The following is a 22,480-nucleotide window of genomic DNA, read 5'->3' on the forward strand; positions in this document are numbered from 1 at the left end:
TACGTACCTTTGCGCTTTGAAAACGCATCCCAGGGTTTTCTGGCTCGATATTTTTGTTGTCAGTGTAGTTGTACCATGTTTTACTTAACAGTGTTTAATTTTTTTTAACAACCCTTGTTCCCTATGAAAAATACGCTTTTAGCAGTTGCTATGCTCTTCGTACTTGGCTCATGCGCCAGTAAGAAAAAGCTACTTACAGCGCAAAAACAGGCTAATGAAATTCAAATTCAATTAGACAAAGCGAGAGCTGACCTGAATGATTGTGACAGCAGAACTGCTGGTTTGAATAATGATTTGAAGGCTAAAAATGACGAGTTGACCAGCAAAAACGCCAAATTGAAAGAGCTGGAAGAACAAGTTGAATTCTTGAAAAAGAACAATAATAACCTGCTTGACCGTATGTCTGATCTTTCAGTGATCAGCAAGGAAGGTTCTGAAAGCATTAAGAAATCGCTTGCTATGATGGATGCGCAGGGAACTCAGATCAGAGACCTCAATTCAAGCATTCAAAAGAAAGATTCTTTGAATATGGCGCTGGTACTCAACCTGAAACGTTCACTGGCTGACGTAAGCGACGAAGATGTTCAGATCGAAGTGAAGAAAGGCGTAGTTTACGTGTCTCTATCGGACAAAATGCTTTTCCGCTCAGGAAGCTCCGTGATCAATACTCAGGCTGAGAGCGTGTTGAGCAAAGTAGCCAAGATCCTGAACGATTACAAAGAAATCGAGATCCTGATCGAAGGTCACACGGATAATGTACCTATCGCGACAGATAAAGTGTCTGATAACTGGGATTTGAGCGTTTTGCGCGCTACTTCGGTTGCTCGTACACTTCAAAAGAAATACGGTGTTGAGCCGGTTCGTATGATTGCAGGTGGCCGTGGCGAATATTTACCCAAAGTGGCAAACGATTCTGCTCCTAACCGCAGCCTGAACCGTCGTACCGAGATCATCATTACTCCTAAATTGGATCAATTCTTTAATCTTTACACACCTAACGCGGGTAAATAAGATTATTGCAGATATTCAGGAGCCCGCAGGATTAGTCCCGCGGGCTTTTTTTATTCACTCCAATCCCGATTATCCAATGTCAGAAACTGTACCTACCAGAGAAACCATTGAAGCGGCGCACCAACTGGTGGCTCCCTGGATCCATCGCACGCCGGTCATGACCTCGCAGTTCTTTAACCGGCTCTGCGGTGCGGAGCTTTTTTTCAAATGCGAGAATCTGCAAAAGATAGGCGCATTCAAAGCGCGGGGCGGACTGAATGCGATCTTATCATTGTCGCCTGAGCAACTGAAAAACGGGGTTACCACGCATTCTTCCGGTAACCACGCGCAGGCGATCGCATTTGCAGCGGCAAAGGTTGGCGCCAAAGCTTATATTGTAATGCCTGAAAACTCTCCGCTGGTCAAGATCAGGGCGGTGGAGGAATATGGTGCGGAAATTACGTTTTGCGTCAATACGCCGGAAGCCCGGCAGGAAACGGTGGATCAGATTACTGAAAAAACGGGCGCTACCTTTATTCATCCTTTCAATAATTATGAAGTGATCGCGGGCCAGGCAACTGCCACCAAAGAGCTGATCGAGGACGTAAAAGCGCATCTTGATGTGATCGTGGCGCCGGTAGGAGGGGGAGGATTGCTGAGCGGTACCGCACTTTCGGCGCGCTACTTTTCGCCGGAAACGAAAGTGTATGCAGGCGAGCCGGAAGGAGCGGCCGATGCGGTATTGTCTTTCAGGAGTGATAAAATTGAAAAAGCACCTTACGTGAAGACGATCGCCGACGGGTTGCTGACCTACCTGGGAGACAAGACGTTTCCGATCATCAAGGACCACGTGACAGACGTTCTGCTCGTGTCGGACGAGGAGATAATCGCCGCAATGCGCTATCTCTGGGAAAGGATGAAAATCGTTGTCGAGCCTTCGGGAGCTGTTTCGCTTGCGGCTATTATCAGAAACAAAGAAGCCTTTACAGGGAAGAAGATCGGCGTGATACTGACCGGTGGTAATGTCGATTTAGGGAAACTGCCATTCTGATAATCAGTAGAATCGAAGAAAAGCGGAATTTTCATAAAGAATAGTATGCGGATCGGGCTTAAACACCGTTATAGAGAAAATAATTATATTTATCGAACCAACAAACTGGTAACTATTTACACCAAACATTGAAGTATGAAAAAGCTGATTTTTTGTTGCCTGGTCGTTTTAATGGGCGCTTGCAAAGACAAAAAGGAGAATGTGGAGCCGGAGACCGATTTCGCTCCTGATTTTGCCGGAGTCTATGCTACAACAACAGTAATACCACCGTCAAGGACAGATTTTAACTGGGTTGTTACTCAAAATGCAAAGAACCAGCTGAATATCGTTTTCACAAAAGACACTGAGGTTTCGGCTGCCGGAAGCACGATATCATTGCTGCAAACCTACAAGCTGATCAATGTAAAAACGACCAGCAAAGATATGATCGAGCTGGACGAAACTGTGGATGTGGAGCAAAGCAATGGAAAGCAGCTCAGACAGAAAGTTCAGGGAACAGGTACAAGAGTGATCAATAAGGACGGAATTCCGCAGATCAATATTACCTTGAAACTGACTGACGCGAGTACCAACAATGCAATCGAAGAGTACCTCGAATTCAAGAAGAAGTAAGTAAAGAAAGAAATATTATCAAAAGGGGCGGCTGACATATCAACCGCCCCTTTTGATTTTTATCTCCCGCAAATGCCTGTAAAATCGCAATAAGTGCAGATCGTCAGATCGTCCGTTTTGCGGAAAGGAATATCGGGATCGAGCATTACATTCAATATATCAGCCAATATCTCCTCCGACTTCCGGATAAAATCTCCCGGCGCCAGTTCATCCGTCAGCTCCATTGGGTTGGAGACCTGGTTTTTGGGATCGCGGAATGAGTAAAATCCTGATTTTACCGCAAAATCGCCGAAGTTGTAAGTAGTATCTCCCAACTTCAAACCGTTTTCATCGAGCATTTTCCGGTACATCAGGTATTCGTACATCCACAGCTGGCGTACATAGCCCATTTTTCGATCCGGATCTGTTTTTAAAACTTCTTCCCGGCGCTCGGGGTCCGCGAGTTTTTGCTTTCCCGCTACCTCCACGCTGCCCGTTTTGTAATCCATCACAAATAGCATCTGATCCTGCTCGTCAAGTTCGATGCGGTCTATTTTCCCGCCAAGGCGCACGGGCGTGTAAGTTCCCTGCAAAACGAGCTCGATCTTCGTACTGATCTTTTGCTCTGCCGCCAGTATTCTCCGGCGCGGCCTGAGCTGCATCTGATGTTTGAGAAACACCAGGATCTGCTGCTCGCCGATCTGATAATAGATCCTGTTCAGACCGAGGTCAGTCACATATCCTCTGAAAAGCCGGTCAAACTCTTCTTTGAGCGCGGTCTTGATCTGTTCCTCGGAAGGGTCGATAATATTCAGGAAAAATTCGAGATCCAGACGTTCCAGCGCCGCGTGCAGCCACGTCCCGATCTTATCCATTCCCAGCTCTTCCTCCACTTCTTCCTTCTCTTTTACCCCCACAATATGTTTGAGATAAAACTGCATCGGACAACGGATGAATTCATTTAAATGTGTCGGATAAATGCCTTTATTCGCCAGATACCCACGAATTGCCAGAAGCAAGGCTTCATCTTTCCTTACAGATTCTTCAAGTTCCTGCTGTTGTTGTCCGTCAAAAACGACCCGCTTATGTTCGATACTGATCTTCGGATTGTATTTGGCCAGCTCAAATTCCAGTTGTTGGATAAACCTGCTTTTCTCGCCGCCGCCGGGCGCATTACTTGTACTCGTATAAAGCAAATGCACCTCGCTCGCGCGTTGCAGCAAACGGTAAAAATGGTACGACATCACCGCTTCCTGGTGCAAATGCGTCGGTAACCCCACCGCCTGCGCCGCGTCGAATGGGATCAGTGAATTTTGGCGTTTTGCCTGGGGTAATGTGCCTTCATTGAGCGATAAGATGATAATGCTTTCAAAATCCAGCGCCCGTGTTTCCAGCATTCCCATGATCTGCAAATTGCTAACCGGCTCCCCGCTGAAAGGAATGCGCGTTTGCCGGATCAGTTCAAACATAAATGAACGCAGCGTCCGCAGTGTGATCAGCTCGGTTTTTTCGTCAATAGTTTGTTCAAATTGTTTGAGCAGCGTATAAAAAAGGTAGAGATACTCGGTTTCCAGCGCGTTTTTGTAATCTTTATAAACATCTCGCAGCAACTCGATCAACTGGTAAAAGGTCTGCAAAACCTGATTCGGTTTGTTCTTTTCCCAACGCGTGAACAGTACCCGGAAAAGCGGGTGATTTTCGCCCAGCATCAGCAGCTGATCCGAGTCGAGAAAAACCTGGTTACCGTTCGTGATCTCGTATAATGTCTTTTGAATGATCGTCTGGCCGCTGTCAGAAGGTTTTAGAGCCACATATTCATAATGCCGGATAAACGGGTGGTTCAGTACCTTATCGATCGACTTATGCCCGAACTTCGGGATCCTGATCATTTTGCCAGCCTTGCTTTTAAACTCAACTACATTCTGTTGCAGGTCGAAAATGCTGTCGATTAATGTATATAACAGCGAATTCCGCATGGAAAGGCCCATTGTCACATTGAGGTCGAGCACATTTTCGTCGAGTGAATAGAGCATCGGCATCAGCAAATTCTCGTCTGCAAGCACAATTGCCGTCGGGACCTGCGCGGCTTCGGGGGATGCTTTTATGATCTGGTAAAGCTGCCCTGCTACTTTTGTTTGCAAAGTCGCGTTGGGTACGCCGTACACCGTAATGTGTTTGGAGCTCGAAAGCAGATCGTCGCTAATCCAGTTCCACGGGCCGAATGCGCCGCTTTTCTGGTAGTCCCGCAAACTTTTACCCGCTTCCACATTTTTATTCTCGGACATATAATACCGGTCGCTGTCCCAGAAAACTTCTGCTTTTTCTGCTTTTACCAGCGTAGTAACAATCACCCGCTCCGACTCGGTGAATGCATTAAAACCTGCGAAATAAATCCGCTCGTAATCAGCCCGTTGCAGTAATAGCTCCTCAACATCTTCCGCCAGTTGCCGGTACGCCATGCCGCGGTACGCTTTTCCTTTCTGTTCCAGTTTTTCGCGAAACAGTCTGTACAGGGTTTTTATATTTTGAAAAAGAGAAAAATACTGCTTATGCCCGCCTTCACTTTGCAGCGATCTGCCTTCGGGTAAATTTTGCTGCCACCTTTCAATCGCCTGGGCTTCCGATAAATAGTCGAATAAATAGTCCGTTTTTACGAGGTACTGATCAATTTTATCAAGATCATTCAGCAAAACAGCCGCCCAGCCCATAAACCGCTCAAACTGCACCTCGGGATCGATCTCGCGGAAGGTTTCATACAGATCAAAAAGCAAGTGCACCGGATCTTCAATTTCCAGCGTACACATACTTTCCACAAAATCATCAACCGCGATCACAGACGGGCTCATCATCGGCTCAGTGGTTTCGATCGCCAGCTCCTGCATTAGAAAAAACGCCGCCCGCCGCGTCGGTACAACGATCTGAACCCTTTCCAGCGAAGAATGATTGGCTAATATTCGTTTTGCAACGGAATTGAGAAAGGACTGCATAAAATATTGGATAAGAGCGGCTTAGTCGAAAAGCGGCCAGTTGATCCCGAAAGAAAATGCGCGGGCCAGACCGAGGTATTCGGGTGTTACAAAATATCCTTCCGGGAAAAGGTTAAAATTGCCTCCCTGGTTGAGATATGCCATTTTGAAAAACAAACGAACCCTTTTAATGCGGACATTCGCAAAAACGTCCACCACAACATTCTGATCGAGCCGGTCGGTATTTTGTAAGTGAAACTGTTGTGTAACAGGCATATAAGCATCGGCCAGATAGGAAGAACGGTATCGCGCCGACAGACCAAGCTGAATGAAAAGTACTTTGGCATACACAAAATCAAATGTAGCCTCGCCGCTCGCAAAAACCGTCGGGACGCGCAGTACATCCTTATTATCATTCAAAGTAAGGTAACTCATCGCCGTAAAATTCCAGCGGTTGAGGTGAATACCGGAATTGAAGCCCACCCTGAGCAGTCGAAAACCTGCATTGAGCTGGCGCGGCGCGGCGGAGGTGTCGTAGTAGATGAAATCGTTGATCTGGTGGATCTGTATTTCGGGCACAAACTGGATTTTCTTGGTTTTGAGCGGAAGCGACGCATAGATCGTCTGCACTTTTGTAGGGTCAAAGTTATTTCGCCATTCAAAATGATTACTCAGGTACCGCTCTACCAACAGGTCGGGCGCGGTTTGGATACTCTGAAAACCTGCTTTTCCCCACTTCGTATTGAGCTCACCTTTAAGCCGGTACTCCACATTTTTGGCCAGGTTAAGATCAGCTTCGGCGGTAAGGTAGTTAGCAGAATCTTTCAAATAGTAACCAGCCCAGGCGCCGATGATATTATCAAATCTTAAACCGGTTCGGTAAGAAGTGTAAATGTCACCCACATCGTTGCCGAGCTGGCTCGCGCCCCGCATTCCGTAAAACCGCTGGCGAATGTAAGCACGGTAGTTGAAACCCGAATAATAGCCTTTAATTCCAACCTTGTTGTCCAGGAGTTTGTAATAAATATCCTGCCGCGTCTGGGTCGAATCGAATCTGAAACGGGGATAAATGCCTCTTTGCAGTCCGCGTTCCAGGTCCAGGTCCGTAAACCGGTTGATCGTACTTTGGAAATCGGCCTGCTGAAAAAGCTGGAATCCGTTTGCGAGCCTGTATTGCTGGTACAAATGGAAGACGTGCCGCCGCTCCCAGGAGTTGGCATCGTCGCTGATCTTGGCAGCCCCGTCGTAAGAATACTTTTGTTCAACACCCTCAATCACATTGGGAATAATACCGCCTTGCTCGCGCACTTTCTGGTTCATGTGCCGGTAATGCGCCAGGATCAGGTATTTTTTGTTTTTGGAAAAAAAGCTGGTGTGTAAAAGCAGAGTCCAGTTCTGACCCAGCAATGCTTCGGAGTTGATCGTATTCGCAAAACCATATTGCTTATTGGAGGTAAACCGCTGGCCGCGAATCCCGAAATTGAAGCGGGAATGCACATTTTGCGTGTAAACGAAGGTACCCATCGAAGTTTTGCGTCCCCCTGAAAGGAAGTCCAGCTCGGTATGCTGGGAGCGGGTATCGATGTATTTAACTTCTTCCTGCTTGATCGCGTAAGCGTCGTACGCTCGAAAGCCGAGTTGCTGCCCGATATCTTCCCGGGGCTGATAAAGTAAGTTTCTGGTCGCAGTAACTGCATTTCCCAGGTCCGCCAGCTTGCCCCAGGCTTTGTCCATCGGAAGCCACCGATGGAAATTCGTCAAACCGGTATCTACCCGGTAACGCACCGAATCGCGGTTATTAAGGATATCATTTTCAAAGTAATGCAGGGTTGTGTGCGGGCCGTAGACATTCTTGGTACTATCGTCCAGGATCTGCCCGCCGCCCTGTGCTCCACCGCCGCCAGTCCGTGAACCGGTGCCTCCGCCTCCGCCAGGCATTTGCATACCTCCGGGCATCCTTACCTGGGCGTTTGCCAGTGGTGCAAATAAAAAACCTGTTATAATCCACAGTGTGGCGTAAAAAACAATTCTCATAGAGGAAACTATCGTGCTGCGGTATTTTGAAGTGCCTCAATGCGCAAACCGAACCAGGCATTGAAACGGTCGGTATCGCTGCCAAAATGGACTGTTACGGGAATATAGGCAAATCGGTCAATATGTCCGGACTGCGCTACCAACGGCTTTAATTTGACCATATCCTTTTCAGTTGTTAATACAAAAGTACCGTTTTTTAAGTACTTAATCAGCTCTTCCACGTCTGTCGCCTTGTAATTATAGTGATCAGGGAAAAGCATCTGATCTAAAACGTGAAAGTGGGTGTCAACATATCTGATGAAGGGGCGTGGATCTGCAATTCCGGCGGCTATTTTAACATTCTTTAACTTCACAGGCGAGCCAGCGTAGGTCAAAGGTTCGGCATAATCGGTTTTTGAGAAAAATACCGGTACGTTTTCGGAGGTATATTTATTGATCTGCTCCGTGATCTGTTTCCGAATCAGCGCGTCGGGCTCGTGCGGACATTTCGTTACAATTACTGCATCGGCCCGCTTCGCACCGTTTCGGTTTTCCCGCAACCTGCCGGCAGGAAAGGGAAGGTCTTTGTAAAATGGCCGATTGAAATCACTCAGTAAAATATTGATATCCCGCCGGATCGCCCGGTGCTGAAATGCATCGTCGAGCAGGATGATCCGGGCTTCGGGTCTTATTTCAGCCAGTCGGGCCGCACCCACAGCGCGATCTTCACTTACTACAACGGTAACCGGCTTGTTTTTGAATTTATTATAGAATTGTAACGGTTCGTCCCCGATGGTTTCGGCAGTGGAATTATCGTCGGCCAGCAAAAAACCTTTCGTTTTCCGACCATACCCACGACTTAAAATTGCAATAGGGTTCCGGGCAGAAAGCAGGTTCGCGAGGTACTCAGTTACAGGTGTTTTGCCCGTTCCGCCCACCGTAATATTGCCAATAGAAACAACGATCTGTGACGCTTTTCGAGAAGAAAATGAGCCGCGATCGTAAAGCTGGTTTCGCAGGTCCGTAACCCACCCATATACGCGCGAGAACGGGCTCAATGCTGTTTTTAACCACGGACGATCTTTCATATAGGCTGCATAATTACATATTTTTTGTCTAATATTGTGCCCCTTTTAAATACCTGACACCACGTTCCCATGCCTTTAAAAATTGTGTACAAACCCTGTACGCTTCATTTTCGTAAAGAAGCGGGTACCTCGCGGGGGATACTTACACAAAAAACTTCCTGGATACTGCAAGTTGCAGATTCAGAGCAGCCTGGGTTGACCGGTTATGGTGAATGCGGCCCGCTTCCGGGTCTGAGTGTCGACGATCTGCCCGACTTCGAAACGCAGCTTATTGATGTCTGCGACCTTTTCAACAGCCTCGACCTCGACGTTTTTCCATTTAATCTAGGCATTATCCTCGACCAGGTAGTGCCGCAGCATTTACCTTCCATTCGGTTTGGCGTAGAAAGCGCTCTACTCGATATCATGAAAGGAGGCAAGCGGAAGCCTTTCAAAAATGACTTTGCCGAAGGTAAAACGGGCGTGCTGATGAATGGGCTGATTTGGATGGGATCGTTCGACGATATGTTCGCGCAGGTAGAAGAGAAACTTTCGCAGGGTTTTACAACACTGAAAATGAAAGTAGGTGCGATCGATTTTGACAAGGAATGCCGCATTCTCGAATCCGTCCGCAGTCGCTACCATAAAGACCAGATCACATTGCGCGTCGATGCAAACGGCGCATTTAAGCCGGAAGATGTGGAGCAAAAATTAGCCGTACTTTCAGCTTTTGACCTGCATTCTATCGAACAGCCTATTAAAGCTGGCCAGCATACATTAATGGCCACATTATGCCAAAATTCACCGGTCCCCGTCGCACTTGATGAAGAGCTGATAGGGGTATTCGATTACCGTGAAAAGTTTGCGCTGCTTAAAAAACTGAATCCGCCGTTTATCATTCTCAAACCTACATTACTTGGCGGTTTCCGGCACACGAGCGAGTGGATTGAGATCGCGAACCGTTTGCAAATCGGCTGGTGGATTACTTCCGCCCTTGAATCCAATATCGGACTTAACGCAATTGCGCAATACACAGCTGCCTTCAACAACCCGCTCCCACAAGGTTTAGGCACCGGCCAGTTGTATGTAAATAACTTCGAATCGCCGCTGGAAGTGCGCGAGGGATATCTGTATTATAATGTGGAGAAGGGCTGGGAATTGCCGGCGTTATAATCGGATTACCCCCAACCCCCTGGGAGGGGGGCGATGGTTAGGGGCGTTTTGGCTCGATTACCCCCAACCCCCTGGGAGGGGGCTTTCAAAAAAAGGACGAATTTTACTTTAAGCCCCTTTTTAGGGGGTTGGGGGTGAACCTTTAAGCCCCCTTTTAGGGGGTTGGGGGGTAAGGCTCAACGTCAAACCCAATCAATCCCTTTCTTCAAATAACTCAGCGTTTCTGCCTCAGCCGAGCCACTTTCCGGCGTAAAGTTATATTCCCAGTTGGCCTGTGGTGGCAAGCTCATCAATATCGATTCCGTGCGTCCGTTGGTTTCCAAACCAAACTTGGTACCTCGGTCCCAGACCAGATTGAACTCCACATAACGGCCGCGGCGGAGGTATTGCCACTGTTTTTGTTGTTCCGTAAATGGGTCGTTCCGGTGCTTTTGCATGAAAGAAGTATACACCGGCGCAAACGTTTCTCCTACTTCTTTTACAAATGCGAAAAGTGTTTCTTTGGAAAGATTTTGCCCTTTTCCTTCCTCATTTGGTTTGAGATAATCAAAGAAAATACCACCAATTCCCCGCGTTTCTGACCTGTGCGGGATATAAAAATAATCGTCCGCCCAGTTTTTGAATTCGGGATAAAATGACGGGTGATGCTTGTCGCAAGCGTTTTTAATGCTTTGGTGAAAATGCCGCGCATCTGCTTCCACTACATAATGTGGCGTAAGATCGATGCCGCCGCCAAACCAGCACGTACCGTTGCTCAGCTCAAAATAGCGCACATTCATGTGAATGATCGGGACGTTGGGATTATGCGGGTGCATGACGATCGAAACGCCGGTGGCCGTAAAATGGTAATCGTCGCCGGGATGCAGGTCCATTTGCTGTCGCAACCGGGGATGTACCTCGCCTTTAACACTCGAAAAATTAACGCCGCCCTTTTCGATCACATTGCCATTTTGAATCAGCCGCGTTCTGCCGCCGCCCCCGGAATGGTGTTCCCACAAATCCTCCTGAAACTTCGCAGCACCGTCGGTGGTCTCCAATGCATTACAAATACTATCCTGTAACTCCCTAAAAAAAGACTCTATCTCTTCAACTTTCATAATATACTTACAATATCAAGGCACAAAAGTAACAGAAAACTAAACTGCCTGACAGTATTGCATTAGAAGGATTGGGTTGACACGCGTTACGTAACGTGTTACATTTGCGAATGATCAGAAGCATTGTCAGCAAACCTCTCAGACTGTTCTATCAGAAAGGGGACAGTTCGAAATTGCCAGCGTCCCAATTGAGTAAAATTGGGCTGATTTTGACATTGCTCGACGCTGCCAACATTGCCGAGGATATGGATTTTCCAGGATCGGGGCTGCACAAGCTTTTGGGCGAACTAAAAGAATTCTGGTCTGTTAAGGTCAATGCTAACTATCGTATTATTTTCCGGTTTGAAGGAAAAGACGTAACTGATGTGGATTATCTGGACTATCATTAAATAGGGGAAGTATGAGTGAGAATAACGTAAAAGGGCCGATGAAGATGCCGGTGCATCCCGGCCAGGTACTCAAAGATCTTTATCTTGAACCATTGGAACTGACGATAACAGACGCTGCGAAGGGTCTTGGTGTGACTCGTAAAACGCTTTCACAACTGGTTAACGGACATCATGCAGTAACGCCTGATATGGCACTGCGCCTTGCAGAAGCATTCAATACTACGCCGCAATTGTGGCTAAACATGCAGCAAAATTATGATTTGAGACAAGCAGAAAATAAGGAGAAAAATTACAGCATCACGCATTTCTGGACTGCTGCAAAGTCTGGCAGCGCTCGCAGCGTGTAGCGGCAAGTGTTTAAGGTCTAAAACAAAAAAAGCGGAGCTATCTCCGCTTTTTGCATTCGCGCTATTTCAATCACGATCAATCATCAATCCTTAAAAATGTTCCGCTCAGGTTGAATACCAGCTCTTTGCGGTTGGAAAGTTTTACTTCCTGGGTTGTTTTGCTCTTTTCCCACTCAGTGATAACTTCATCGGGGTAATTATCCTGCACGTATTCAAGTACTTTCAGCGGCACTACGCTGTCGGGGATTCGTTCGTTACCCGGCGCGTCGACGCTGTAACATTCGCCCTGCCGGTCAAATTCCAGTTCGACCTGGTTATCCAAAATCACATCGTAGCTCGTCAGCAGATCGTCGCGGTCGCGTACTACGCGGGCAATACCGGCATCGGGGAAATGGGCTTCGATGAATTCAGTAGCTTGTGCAGGCAAATTGGTTTCGTTTACCACTTTTTCATTGTCACAGCCAGTAACCGCCAGTAGTATCATTACAAAGTAAATCGGGAGTGCTTTCATGATTCTTGTCAATTAAATAAAACATTGCTTTCTCTCCCGACAACTCAAAAACATCATACCCCCACGCGCCCCATTCTTTTTCCTGGATTTTTATCACACTGTCTTACAAAAGCCTTTCAATTTCCGAAACAAGTTTATCGTCAGAAGGTCTTGGTGCGTTAGAATCGACGATCTTTCCCGATTTGTCAATCAGGAAATAGCGTGGAATGCTGGAAATCCGATATTGCTTTTTCAGGTCTGATTTAGAAGGCTGGATCAGTATGAAATTGTTGGGCGTATCGATACCATCTTTTTTTGAAGCCTTTTTCCAGGCAGCACTATTTTCATCCATGGAGATATTTACAAACACCACATCTTTTCCTGCAAATCTCTTTTTAAGCGACTTCGCTGCCGGCGCTTCTGCCCGACAAGGCCCGCACCAGCTTGCCCAGAAATCCACATAAACCACTTTATTACGATGGTTTTTAATTAACTCTTTCCAGGAAATATTATCCCCGCCCGCATTCACCAGATAGCCCGTCGCCGACTTCTTTGTTTCCAGAAAATCATACATTTCTTTAATATATTCTTTTAATAAAGGATTCTGCGCGTCATTTTGAAAACGTTTTGCGAGTGCCGGATTGGGTTTAGTTTCATTGAACATTCCACCCAGCTTGATCAGGTTATATAAAAGGTAATCACGCGTCTTTCCTTTGAATGTATTGCTGTAAATAGCATAAGCTTTTTCCGGCCCGACTTTGTCAGGATCGGCTACGTAATATTTGGCAAAAACCTTCGTGAGATAAGGGAATTCTGGATCAAAAAAACAGCTGTCACAGCTCATCAGAGGCAATAACTCGTCGTGCAATGCCTTATTATCTGACAGGTACGCACTTACTTGAGAAGGTGATTTTTTGTTAAAAGCAAACTGTGATATCTTGTGTTGATAATACAGGTTTCTTTCTAACATCTTATTTTGGTGAATGCTGAAATCGTTTTTAGACGCATACTTTTCCAAAAACTGTACATTGTCTTCATATTCACTTTTCAAAACGGAATCTCTGGATTGAAAATCCAGCTTCGCGAACTTCTGGTATCTCGCCTGGTCTGTAAAATCAAACTCACTAAGTCTCTTCTGTTTAGCCGCGTACTTTTTTAATTCTTTGAATGCATTCAGTTCATAAGTCCGTTTTGCATTGCCGGCTATTTCGAAATTTGAGATCAGTGAATCTTTGGTAATCCGATACTTTTCTCCAGGAATCAGATAAATATAATTCTGTGCTTTCCAGTGAATATCTTTCAGTAAAATGGGGCTGGATGAAATAATAGTCTCTTTAAAAACAGAATCGGTTTTCAGTTTCTCCGGCGTTTCCATCATATTGAAATTGAACAGAGGATCGGTATATCCGAAAAAGAATTGGTCGCCTCGTTTGGCGTCAATTTCAAGGGTAATCACACTATCCTTCGGCGCATTACGAACTGCCGGTTCAGCTGGCTTCTTTTTGTCTTCCTTTTCAGCATTTTGTGAACAGGAAAACAGGTGCAGGGAAAAGAGGAGTAGTAACCTTTTCATCGTAACAGGGATTTAACAGGGTTGGAACAGATTAATTATTCACCTTTCTTCTTCAAGATTTCTGTGTCAATTATTTTCCTCAATTCTTCCAAATCTCTGGCAGTGAGATTGGTATCCCTCGTAAAAAAAGAGCCGAACTGTGCAGCTGAGTTATTGAAAAAATTGCGGATCAAAGCATTCAGGTGCGTTGAAAAATAATCCGTCTTGGCAACCAGCGCATAATATCGCCGCGAGTTTCCATACAGGTTGTAGGCGACGAAACCCTTGTCCTGCATTCTTTTAAGCAGGGTGATCACGGTCGTGGAAGCTGGTTTGGGATCTGGCAGCGCTTCGATCAGATCCTTCAAAAACACGTTTTCATGCTGCCAGATCTGTTCCATAATTTGCTCTTCGGCTTTACTCAGGCTCATTTGATCTACATTTGTAATGTGTACTCTACAAATGTAGATCAATATAGGATTTTAACAAATAATAATTTGAATAATAATATATGAAATGTTGAGATAGTTTTACTCTCAAACAGGACAGTTAGCAACCGGACAGAAACTACTTTTGCACTTATATCTTTTGATCCGTTCCGAAATGCTCAGATTTTTACCAATACTCTTATTCATTTTTACGTCAAGTTTTGCGCAAACCTATACTTCCACGATTCGCGGCACCGTTCGCGATGCAGATACCGGCTCGCCGCTGGTAGGAGCGACGGTGCAATTGGTGCAAGGGCAAACCGGCACCATCACCGGCCCCGACGGCAATTTTCGTTTCGATAAACTCGACGTGGGCCGCTACCAGCTCACAGTCACGTATGTGGGTTATGAAACGATCAGCATTCCTGAAATTTTGCTGGAATCGGGAAAGGAAAACGTTGTTCAGGTCAGGCTGAGCCCGTCGGGTAGACAGTTGCAGGAAGCGACGGTTTCGGCAGCGAGGCCGGTTGCATTCAATAGTGTGCAGCCGATCACGATGGAGCAAACCTTCCGGTACGCGGCAACTTACATGGACCCGGCGCGCGTCGCTACTTCATTTCCCGGCGTGGCGGCGGCCAATGATCAGGCAAATGGGCTGGTGATCCGTGGTAACTCGCCCAATAGTATGCAATGGCGGCTCGAAGGCGTAGAGATCGTGAACCCAAACCATTTGTCCAATGCCGGTACATTCAGCGACCGGCCCACTTCAACCGGCGGCGGCGTGAATATCCTGAGTACCCAGCTGCTGGCGACTTCCAGTTTTCTGTCCGGCCCGTTTCCTGCGCAATATGGAAATGTAACTGGTGGCGTGCTCGATATGAACCTGCGAAAAGGAAACGATGAGCAGACAGAATTTACGGCCCAGGCAAGCGTGCTGGGCTTTGACATCGCTGCGGAAGGCCCATTTTCGAAGAACTCAAAAGCGTCTTATCTCGTCAACTACCGCTATTCGTTTACGGGTTTGCTGGGCGCGCTGGGGGTTAGTTTTGGCGGAGAGGTTATCAATTTTCAGGATCTTTCATTTAACCTCAATTTTCCAACAGCAAAAGGAGGGAAGTTCACGGTTTTCGGAATGGGCGGGTTGAGCGACAATACGTACACACCCGACAAGGATACCACAACCTGGGAGTTCGATAAGGAAGGTCAGAATATTATTTACAAAGGTTCAATGGGCGCTGCCGGCCTCACTTTCGATCAGCCGATCGGTAGCCGGGCTTCGATTCGTACAGTAGTAGCAGGTTCCGGGCTTTATTCGACCAGAAAAGCATTTTTGGTTGATCCAAAAACACTTATGAATAGCGACGTGCTAGGCGATGAGCAGATTTCTGCCTCAAAGATTTCATTCAATACCACTTTCAATTATCGTTTGAATGCAAAGCAACGCTTCAAAGCCGGCTTGTTTTTAACTTCCCAGCAGTTTGAAACGCCCCGCAATTATTTCAATGAATCCGTAAATGCCTGGACGGTGCAGCCATTTGTGAATTGGTCATACCAGGTTGCGCCGTCGGTAACTACTGAAATTGGCTTGCACGCGATGATCAGTAAGTTGAAAGAAGAAGACGCAAAAGGAAGTTTTTTGCTTGAACCGAGAGCTGCTATAAAATGGCAGGTTTCTGATAATCAGCAGCTCAGCCTTTCTTATGGTCTGCACAGCCAGCTGCAATCGCCCAATGTTTACACCGCAACTTACGGAATGACGACGATGAGGCAGAATATGCATTTGACGCCAACGCGATCGCATCATATCGTGCTTGGGTATCAGCAGACTTTCAACAAAAGCAACAGTCTGAAACTGGAAGCTTATATGCAAAACCAGTTTGATGTGCCTGTGGGAGGCGATGAAAGCACTAAATATTCGGCGATCAATCTGATCGAAGAAAGGCCGGCGGTACGTTTTGAAAATGTTGGGACAGGACTTACTTACGGTTTGGAAGCCAGCTTTCAGAAATTCCTGACAAATGACTTTTATATGCTCGTCTCAGGGTCGATCTACGATGCTACTTACGAGGATATGAATGGTATTCGGAGGGCAAGCCGCTTTGGTGGCCGCCACACATTCAGTCTCACGGCGGGCAAGGAGCTGAAATCGGGTAATGCGAATATCTGGGGTATCAATGCAAAAATTCTCTGGATAGGCGGCTTTCGTGACAGGCCGGTCGATGAGGAATATTCCCGTATCCTGCAAACCACTTTGTACAGCAACTCGGGCATATATTCTGTTAAATTGAAAGATTACTTCCGCCCGGACCTGAGAGTGTACTGGAAAAAAAGCAAAGCAAAATACAGCCGCACCCTGGCACTAGACCTGCAAAACGTTTCCGGAACCAAAAACGAAGCCTATCGCTATTTCGACATTCGCCAGGACAAGGTGGTAACCCAGAATCAGCTGGGCCTGATCCCGGTGCTGAGTTATCGGTGGGAGTTTTAGTTTCAATGATTGAATGATTGAATAAGTTTTGAGTCAATGAGTCAATGGGTGAATATTGAATAACCAAACAAGGTCGAACAACATCGAACAACACCTAGCCATACTTGACAATAAATGACCCAATGACAACAAATGCCCCAATGACTTTTGACATCGCGAAACTTTTCCATACAGAAAAATGTAACTATACTTGCAACCGACTTCATATAGGTCCAATGCCAACAAAAATGGGGGTGACTGGAATTGACAGCGGGTTGGAAGTCTGTGTGTAAGCATGTCGGGAGTTGAGATTACCTCCCGTAAATAATGATCTCAAACAATAAATGGCGAATCTACTTACGCCATGGCTGCTTAATCCGGAGGATTAAACAAATGCCATCATCCCTCCAACCTACGTGCTGATGGTTGGGCTCCGGGGTGTCGCAAATCAGCGCTGGTTGGAATAGTGATACGGAAATCCAACGAGACACCAGTATCTAAGGCTTTGATGCGGGTCCGCCGTGCACCTTGTCGAGCTCGAAAACCTAATCACGGATAAGCATGTAGAAGGCGCAGGGTTTCCCTGTTCTGGACCAGGGTTCGACTCCCTGCATCTCCACGAGTACCAAGTACAAAAAGTATCAAAAGCCTGCAAATCAATGATTTGTGGGCTTTTTGATTTTTATGCTAAATCCGAATTTTTCAATTCAAACAAAATCAAAGGGACGAATTCGGGACTAAATCTTAAAAACATTTTTTGGTCCCAAATTCGTCCCTTTTAGTCTTCTAAGGAGCTAATATTTAGAAAGATGTGTTTAACTCGGGATGCAAAAAGCTTGTCAGCTATCCAGAAAAACATACAATGACTTGATTTTTCCATTCTCAAAATGGGCAATATCCATTCCGGTTGCGACAGGAGATTCACCTCTGGGGCCTGCTCCCCAGATCAGCCTGCCGATGTTGTTATTGATTATAACAGGTTTAAGTTTGGTAAATACAAACTCTGCGGGCAAATGTTTCAGGGTGGATGTTACGCTGCTATTGATCGCATCAAAACCTGTAACCTGGTCGTCCACGTGGTATAGATTTGCTGCGGGATCGTAAATTTTCTCAATGGCCTTCAACCTGGCTTCCGGGTTTCTTTCATTCCAAACCTGGTTGAGATTATTTTCCATCATCAGGGCTGCTTCCTTGCTCATGTTCTTTAATTTTTGTTGTGAGAAAAACAAAAGCAACATCCTGAATTGGTCAGGATGTTGCTTTCCGATTGTCAATTATTTTCTGGTACAGGAGTCGCTAGAAGTTGTAGTTCCCAAGCGAGCGATACGTCGCTTCCTCCACCGTGTTCCAGTAAAACACCGGATAATGGACGGGCTGTTTCCATCCGGGCCCAGTCGCGTTGCCATTCGGCGGCAACGGCCATCCAGTTGATCGGCACCACTCCGGCCTGAACCATTCGGCGCACTGCCATATCATGTGCTTCTGCGGTGACGCTTCCACATGCATCTGTAACCACAAATACGTCATAACCTTCGCTTAATGCCTGGATCGCTGGCATAGCAACGCAAACCTCTGTCCACAAACCGCATAGGATCAGCTGCTTACGGCCACTTTCTTTTACAATGTCCGTCACCTTGGGATCTTCCCATGTATTGATGAATGTCCGGTTGATCGGTTTTTGTTCAGGGAAAACATCCTGGATCTGTTTGATGATGTAGCCGCCGCGTTCTTCAATAACCGTAGTCAGGATGGTTGGGACATTGAACACTTTTGCTGCCTTTGAGAGACCTGTAACATTGTTGATAATGATGGTAGGCTCGTGGCTGTTCAGGTTGGTGAACTGGTAAGGCTGGTGATCGATGAGGACGAGAATGCTGTCTTCCGGACGCAGAAGGGCTTCCAGACCTGTTTTTACATTTTGCATGATACTTTGCTTTTGATTTATAAAGTCAAAGTTCCGATGCAGCGTAAAAGTAAAAGATGATCTAAGTCGAGAAATAGAGTAGACTAATGTCTACGTGGAAGGGTGAAGGAGCTAAATGGACTTATCTTGTAACAGCTGTCGTCTGACGCGGCTCAGCGTATCTTTTGTAATACCCAGGTATGATGCGATAATATGCTGCGGAAATCGCTGTGTTAATTCAGGATAGCAGTCGACGAATTCAGTGTAGCGTTTTTGGGCAGTGGAGCTGATGGATGAAGTGAGCCTGCGTTGATTAGCAATGTTGTTTTTTTCGTCAAGCTGCTGGATCATTTCACAAAATGGATGGATCGTCTTGATCAGTTCCAAGGTGTTGGCCCTGTTAATCAAAAGCATTTCAGTGTCCTCCCAGGCATCAATATTATAAATGCTTGGCGAAAGCATCACCCAGCTTTCGCGGTCGCCCATCCACCAATCTTCAACCCCTAACCTGATGATATGTTCCGAGCCTTTATCATCCACTGAATATTGCCTCATGGCTCCTTTTACGATAAAAGCAAAATGTTTGCACTGGTCGCCGGCCTGTAAGAAATATTGTCTCTTCCTTAGTTTGGCTGGAACCAATGCTTTTTTAAGCAAAACCTTATCGTCTTCTGAAACGGGTTCAGAGCTAAATTTTTCAAGATAATTAAAAAACGCGTCGTACATATATTGCGGTATTACTGCCCGGCAACTCGTCGGCCTTTGGCGCACATCCATGTAAATTATTGAAATACGACGAAAATAGCTAGTAAGTAACGGCAAATCAAAGTTTACCCAAGAGTTAGCATTATCCCGTTTCTCAATTTTGTTATGACATGCTCCGATTCTGTTAGATCTGCTTTTTGAAGGTTGCGCAGCTTTGTAATACAAAAAAACAGAAACAGAATGAACATTGTAATCACAGGTTCGCTGGGCAATATCAGCAAACCGCTAGCAGAAGAATTAAGCCGGAAAAACCATTCCCTGACCATCATTAGCAGTAAAGAAGAGCGGCGGCAGGCCATTGAAGCATTAGGCGCAGAAGCAGCAATTGGCAGCATTCAAGACGTCGATTTTCTAACAGCCACATTTAAAGAAGCCGACATTGTTTATCTGATGGAAGCATGGGAGGGCATCGGCAACATTTTTGATAAAAATGCAGATTTTGTTGCTGCTTTTACCAAAGTCGGAAACAACTACAAACAAGCCATTGAAAACTCTGGCGTAAAGCGGATTGTACATTTAAGCAGCATTGGCGCCCATACCAACCAAGGAATCGGGAGCCTGTATCTGCACAATACGGTCGAGACGATCCTGAATCAACTTCCCGAATCTGTTACTATCAAATTCATGCGGCCGGTTGGGTTTTTTACCAATTTATACCGGTATGTCGCTTCCATCAAATCGCAGTCAGCCATCATTCAATCTTATGGCGGCGATCAGAAAGAGCCTTGGGTTTCTCCCCTGGACATTGCGGCAGTCATTGCAGAAGAAATGGAAAAACCTTTCGAGGGAAGGTCCGTTCATTATCTGGCAAGCGACGAAGTTTCCCCCAATGAAATCGCAAAAGCGCTAGGTGACGCTATCGGAATGCCCGTTCTAAAATGGCAGGTGATCCCGCGTGAACAGATGCTGCAACAAATCCTGGACGCCGGGATGAACGAATGGATCGCAAAGGGCCTCATTGAAATGCAGGCTGCGCAACAAGACGGAAGCCTTTACGAAGATTATTACCGCAACAAACCAACAATGGGCAAAGTAAAGCTCGCTGATTTTGCAAAAGAGTTTGCATTAACCTATCACAACCAATCCAACTAACATGAAAAAAGTACTGATTACCGGAGCTAACAAAGGTGTTGGCTTTGAAACCGCACGCCAGCTTCTGCTGCAAGGATATTATGTATATCTCGGAAGCCGCACATTATCAAATGGCCTGGACGCAATCGAAAAGTTGAAAGCCGAAGGCCTGAATAATGCCGAAGCAATCGAACTGGATGTTACGGATGCCGCCTCAGTGCTGGCTGCACGTGCCATTATTGGAGAGAAAACCCAGTCGTTGGATGCACTGATCAACAATGCAGGGATCAATGGTGGAATGCCACAATCGGCTTTGGAAGCGGATATTGATCAATACGCGAAGGTATTTGACACCAATTTATACGGAGTGATCCGGGTAACACAGGCGTTCATTGACCTGCTGCGCAATGCGCCTGAACCCCGGATCGTCAATGTATCATCGAGCGGATGCTCTTTGACGCTGCACAGTGATCCAACCTGGAAATACTACGATCACAAAGCTGCGGTTTACACTTCCTCCAAAGCTGCGATGAATATGTACACCATTAACCTGGCTTACGAGCTTCGGGACACGCCTTTCAAGGTCAATGCAGTTTGCCCGGGCTTTGTGGCTACGGATTTCAATGGTCACCGGGGCACAGGAACAGTTCAGGAAGGAGGAGCGCGAATCGCCAAATACGTGATGATCGATAACGACGGGCCAACCGGGCAGTTTTTTAGCGAAGAATATAATCCGGAGACGGGCGTAACGCCCTGGTAGGGCATATTTGGTCAAAGTTCAATATCTTTAAGTTATGAAAACAGAAGCGCCTGCTTTATACAAATTTGAATCATTGACCGACTTTCACCGGGTGTTTGGGCTTCCCAAGCCTTTGCACCCGATGGTAAGTTTTATCAATATCAAAGATATGACCATAACTCCGGGTGCATTGCCGCCCTCAATGGTTATGCCTTTTTACAAGATCGCTTACAAAATGAACCTGTGCGGGAAGGCCAAGTACGGGCAAAATTATTACGACTTTGGCGAAGGCGGCCTAGTGTTTACCGCGCCGGGGCAAATTTTTGAAAGTCCAAGCGCGAGTGCAACTTCCGGTTTCCTGCTGCTTGTTCACCCCGACTTTATGCTTTCCTACCCGCTGGCCGGTACAATTAAGCAGTACGGCTTCTTCAACTATGCAGCCAATGAGGCATTGCATCTTTCAGAGAAAGAACGTGTCGCTATTTTTGCAGTTTTCAATATTATCGAGGAAGAACTAGATAACAGAATTGATCAATTCAGTCAGGATGTGCTGATTTCCCAGATTGAACTGCTGCTTAATTACAGCAACCGGTTTTACGGGCGGCAATTTATTACCAGAAAAGTTGGCAATAATAACCTGCTGCAAAAGATCGAAGATATTTTAGATGATTATTTTAAAAATGGAACCGCTTCTGAAAGCGGCGTTCCTACCGTTCAAGTGCTTGCCGACAAATTAGGCATGTCGGCAAGTTATTTGAGTGATATGCTGCGGTCGTTGACAGGCGAAAATGCCCAGCATCACATTCAGGAAAAGCTTGTTGAAAAAGCTAAGGAAAGACTGTCAACTTCCAACGCATCCGTCTCTGAAATAGCGTATGAACTCGGATTTGAATATCCACAATCTTTCAGCCGACTTTTTAAAACAAAAACAAATCTTTCCCCGCTTGCTTTCAGACAATCATTTAATTGAAAATGCAACAGTTAGTACTTTTACTTTCCTCAAAATATCCGATACGTGCGTGATAATTGATGATAAATAAAGCGACTCCTTACTGCGCTTTTGCCCTTTGTTTTTCGTAATCAATCTTGCCGTAATCTCCATTATAGTAGTCGCGGTAGGCATTGGCTACATCTAGCTTGGAATTCATAACGAATGGTCCTTCTGCAAAGATCGGCTCTTGATAAGATCCGCCGCCGAACAATATGAAGTCGCAAGCTGCTGCATGCTCATTCCGCAGTTCAATGCTGCCTTCTTAGATATTCCTGTGAAAGTACTCCAGTGTTCCTGGGCAAAAGACGCCGTTAATTCCTGCGCAAACTACGCCACCTAAAAGTGGCTAACGGCACTGAGCGAGAGTGATAATTTAAACTTAATGATTTT

At 46.1% G+C, this 22,480-nt stretch carries 21 protein-coding genes and 1 other RNA gene; 11 read left to right on the forward strand and 11 right to left on the reverse strand.

The window, feature by feature from the left end; translation table 11 throughout:
• Positions 1–123: 123 nt before the first annotated feature.
• The 3 genes from KOD92_RS22435 (at position 124) to KOD92_RS22445 (ending at position 2,653) form a co-directional block, all read left to right on the forward strand.
• The gene (locus tag KOD92_RS22435; protein ID WP_215235841.1) at positions 124–1,011 is read left to right on the forward strand and encodes an OmpA family protein; all 888 of its coding nucleotides are present in this window, start codon (positions 124–126) and stop codon (positions 1,009–1,011) included.
• A gap of 76 nt (positions 1,012–1,087) precedes the next feature.
• Positions 1,088–2,041 (forward strand): threonine ammonia-lyase, encoded by a 954-nt coding sequence (locus KOD92_RS22440; RefSeq protein WP_215235842.1) that lies wholly within the window; start codon positions 1,088–1,090, stop codon positions 2,039–2,041.
• 135 nt (positions 2,042–2,176) lie between these two features.
• Positions 2,177–2,653: a hypothetical protein gene (locus KOD92_RS22445; RefSeq protein WP_215235843.1), complete on the forward strand. Its 477-nt coding sequence runs from the start codon at positions 2,177–2,179 to the stop codon at positions 2,651–2,653.
• A 59-nt stretch (positions 2,654–2,712) separates the two neighbouring features.
• On the opposite strand, the gene KOD92_RS22450 is transcribed toward KOD92_RS22445, so the two are convergent.
• Genes KOD92_RS22450 through lpxK form a run of 3 tightly spaced genes read right to left on the reverse strand, consistent with a single transcriptional unit; the run spans position 2,713 to position 8,699 of the window.
• Positions 2,713–5,619: a PD-(D/E)XK nuclease family protein gene (locus tag KOD92_RS22450; RefSeq protein ID WP_215235844.1), complete on the reverse strand. Its 2,907-nt coding sequence runs from the start codon at positions 5,617–5,619 to the stop codon at positions 2,713–2,715.
• A gap of 21 nt (positions 5,620–5,640) precedes the next feature.
• A complete protein-coding gene (locus KOD92_RS22455; protein ID WP_215235845.1) occupies positions 5,641–7,632 on the reverse strand; it encodes a putative porin in 1,992 nt (663 codons plus the stop codon).
• A gap of 8 nt (positions 7,633–7,640) precedes the next feature.
• Positions 7,641–8,699, reverse strand: a complete 1,059-nt coding sequence (lpxK, locus tag KOD92_RS22460) for a tetraacyldisaccharide 4'-kinase (protein ID WP_215235846.1) — start codon at positions 8,697–8,699, stop codon at positions 7,641–7,643.
• 69 nt (positions 8,700–8,768) lie between these two features.
• Between lpxK and KOD92_RS22465 the strand changes: the two genes are divergently transcribed.
• Positions 8,769–9,851 carry an o-succinylbenzoate synthase gene (locus KOD92_RS22465; protein WP_215235847.1) on the forward strand — a complete coding sequence of 361 codons (1,083 nt, stop codon included), beginning with the start codon at positions 8,769–8,771 and terminating at the stop codon, positions 9,849–9,851.
• A gap of 182 nt (positions 9,852–10,033) precedes the next feature.
• Here the strand turns inward: KOD92_RS22465 and hemF are convergent, their stop codons facing one another.
• Positions 10,034–10,948, reverse strand: a complete 915-nt coding sequence (gene hemF / locus KOD92_RS22470) for an oxygen-dependent coproporphyrinogen oxidase (RefSeq protein ID WP_215235848.1) — start codon at positions 10,946–10,948, stop codon at positions 10,034–10,036.
• A 110-nt stretch (positions 10,949–11,058) separates the two neighbouring features.
• Here hemF and KOD92_RS22475 point away from each other — a divergent pair, with 110 nt between their 5' ends.
• Together KOD92_RS22475 and KOD92_RS22480 are read left to right on the forward strand one after the other, a co-directional pair.
• The gene (locus KOD92_RS22475; RefSeq protein ID WP_215235849.1) at positions 11,059–11,337 is read left to right on the forward strand and encodes a type II toxin-antitoxin system RelE/ParE family toxin; all 279 of its coding nucleotides are present in this window, start codon (positions 11,059–11,061) and stop codon (positions 11,335–11,337) included.
• An 11-nt stretch (positions 11,338–11,348) separates the two neighbouring features.
• The gene (locus KOD92_RS22480) at positions 11,349–11,684 is read left to right on the forward strand and encodes a HigA family addiction module antitoxin (RefSeq protein ID WP_215235850.1); all 336 of its coding nucleotides are present in this window, start codon (positions 11,349–11,351) and stop codon (positions 11,682–11,684) included.
• A gap of 76 nt (positions 11,685–11,760) precedes the next feature.
• On the opposite strand, the gene KOD92_RS22485 is transcribed toward KOD92_RS22480, so the two are convergent.
• The 3 genes from KOD92_RS22485 to KOD92_RS22495 all read right to left on the reverse strand — a co-directional run bounded on the left by KOD92_RS22485 (position 11,761) and on the right by KOD92_RS22495 (position 14,157).
• Positions 11,761–12,195, reverse strand: coding sequence for a PepSY-like domain-containing protein (locus KOD92_RS22485; RefSeq protein ID WP_215235851.1), 435 nt, complete (start codon positions 12,193–12,195; stop codon positions 11,761–11,763).
• Between the two features lie 103 nt (positions 12,196–12,298).
• A complete protein-coding gene (locus tag KOD92_RS22490; protein ID WP_215235852.1) occupies positions 12,299–13,747 on the reverse strand; it encodes a TlpA family protein disulfide reductase in 1,449 nt (482 codons plus the stop codon).
• A gap of 35 nt (positions 13,748–13,782) precedes the next feature.
• The gene (locus KOD92_RS22495; protein ID WP_215235853.1) at positions 13,783–14,157 is read right to left on the reverse strand and encodes a BlaI/MecI/CopY family transcriptional regulator; all 375 of its coding nucleotides are present in this window, start codon (positions 14,155–14,157) and stop codon (positions 13,783–13,785) included.
• 172 nt (positions 14,158–14,329) lie between these two features.
• Here KOD92_RS22495 and KOD92_RS22500 point away from each other — a divergent pair, with 172 nt between their 5' ends.
• Both KOD92_RS22500 and ssrA read left to right on the forward strand, forming a co-directional pair.
• Entirely contained in the window at positions 14,330–16,642 is a 2,313-nt protein-coding gene (locus tag KOD92_RS22500) for a TonB-dependent receptor (RefSeq protein WP_215235854.1), read from the forward strand.
• 229 nt (positions 16,643–16,871) lie between these two features.
• Positions 16,872–17,243, forward strand: a transfer-messenger RNA (tmRNA) gene (gene ssrA, locus KOD92_RS22505).
• 217 nt (positions 17,244–17,460) lie between these two features.
• Here ssrA and KOD92_RS22510 read toward each other — a convergent pair.
• The 3 genes from KOD92_RS22510 to KOD92_RS22520 all read right to left on the reverse strand — a co-directional run bounded on the left by KOD92_RS22510 (position 17,461) and on the right by KOD92_RS22520 (position 19,250).
• Complete coding sequence (locus tag KOD92_RS22510; RefSeq protein WP_215235855.1) at positions 17,461–17,820, reverse strand: nuclear transport factor 2 family protein; 360 nt, start codon at positions 17,818–17,820, stop codon at positions 17,461–17,463.
• A gap of 71 nt (positions 17,821–17,891) precedes the next feature.
• A complete protein-coding gene (locus KOD92_RS22515) occupies positions 17,892–18,545 on the reverse strand; it encodes a hydrolase (protein ID WP_215235856.1) in 654 nt (217 codons plus the stop codon).
• A 111-nt stretch (positions 18,546–18,656) separates the two neighbouring features.
• Positions 18,657–19,250, reverse strand: a complete 594-nt coding sequence (locus tag KOD92_RS22520; protein WP_215235857.1) for a Crp/Fnr family transcriptional regulator — start codon at positions 19,248–19,250, stop codon at positions 18,657–18,659.
• Positions 19,251–19,469: 219 nt separating this feature from the next.
• Between KOD92_RS22520 and KOD92_RS22525 the strand changes: the two genes are divergently transcribed.
• From KOD92_RS22525 to KOD92_RS22535, 3 genes are read left to right on the forward strand one after another with little or no spacing between them, the layout of a single operon-like run.
• Positions 19,470–20,381: an NmrA family NAD(P)-binding protein gene (locus tag KOD92_RS22525; protein ID WP_215235858.1), complete on the forward strand. Its 912-nt coding sequence runs from the start codon at positions 19,470–19,472 to the stop codon at positions 20,379–20,381.
• 1 nt (position 20,382) lies between these two features.
• On the forward strand, positions 20,383–21,120 hold the full coding sequence (locus KOD92_RS22530; RefSeq protein WP_215235859.1) for an SDR family oxidoreductase: 738 nt from the start codon (positions 20,383–20,385) through the stop codon (positions 21,118–21,120).
• Positions 21,121–21,154: 34 nt separating this feature from the next.
• Positions 21,155–22,069: a helix-turn-helix domain-containing protein gene (locus KOD92_RS22535; protein ID WP_215235860.1), complete on the forward strand. Its 915-nt coding sequence runs from the start codon at positions 21,155–21,157 to the stop codon at positions 22,067–22,069.
• Positions 22,070–22,148: 79 nt separating this feature from the next.
• On the opposite strand, the gene KOD92_RS27560 is transcribed toward KOD92_RS22535, so the two are convergent.
• The gene (locus KOD92_RS27560; RefSeq protein WP_215235877.1) at positions 22,149–22,343 is read right to left on the reverse strand and encodes a pirin-like C-terminal cupin domain-containing protein; all 195 of its coding nucleotides are present in this window, start codon (positions 22,341–22,343) and stop codon (positions 22,149–22,151) included.
• Positions 22,344–22,480: the final 137 nt, after the last annotated feature.

It is taken from the genome of Dyadobacter linearis (genome assembly GCF_907165045.1).
GTDB lineage: Bacteria > Bacteroidota > Bacteroidia > Cytophagales > Spirosomataceae > Dyadobacter > Dyadobacter linearis.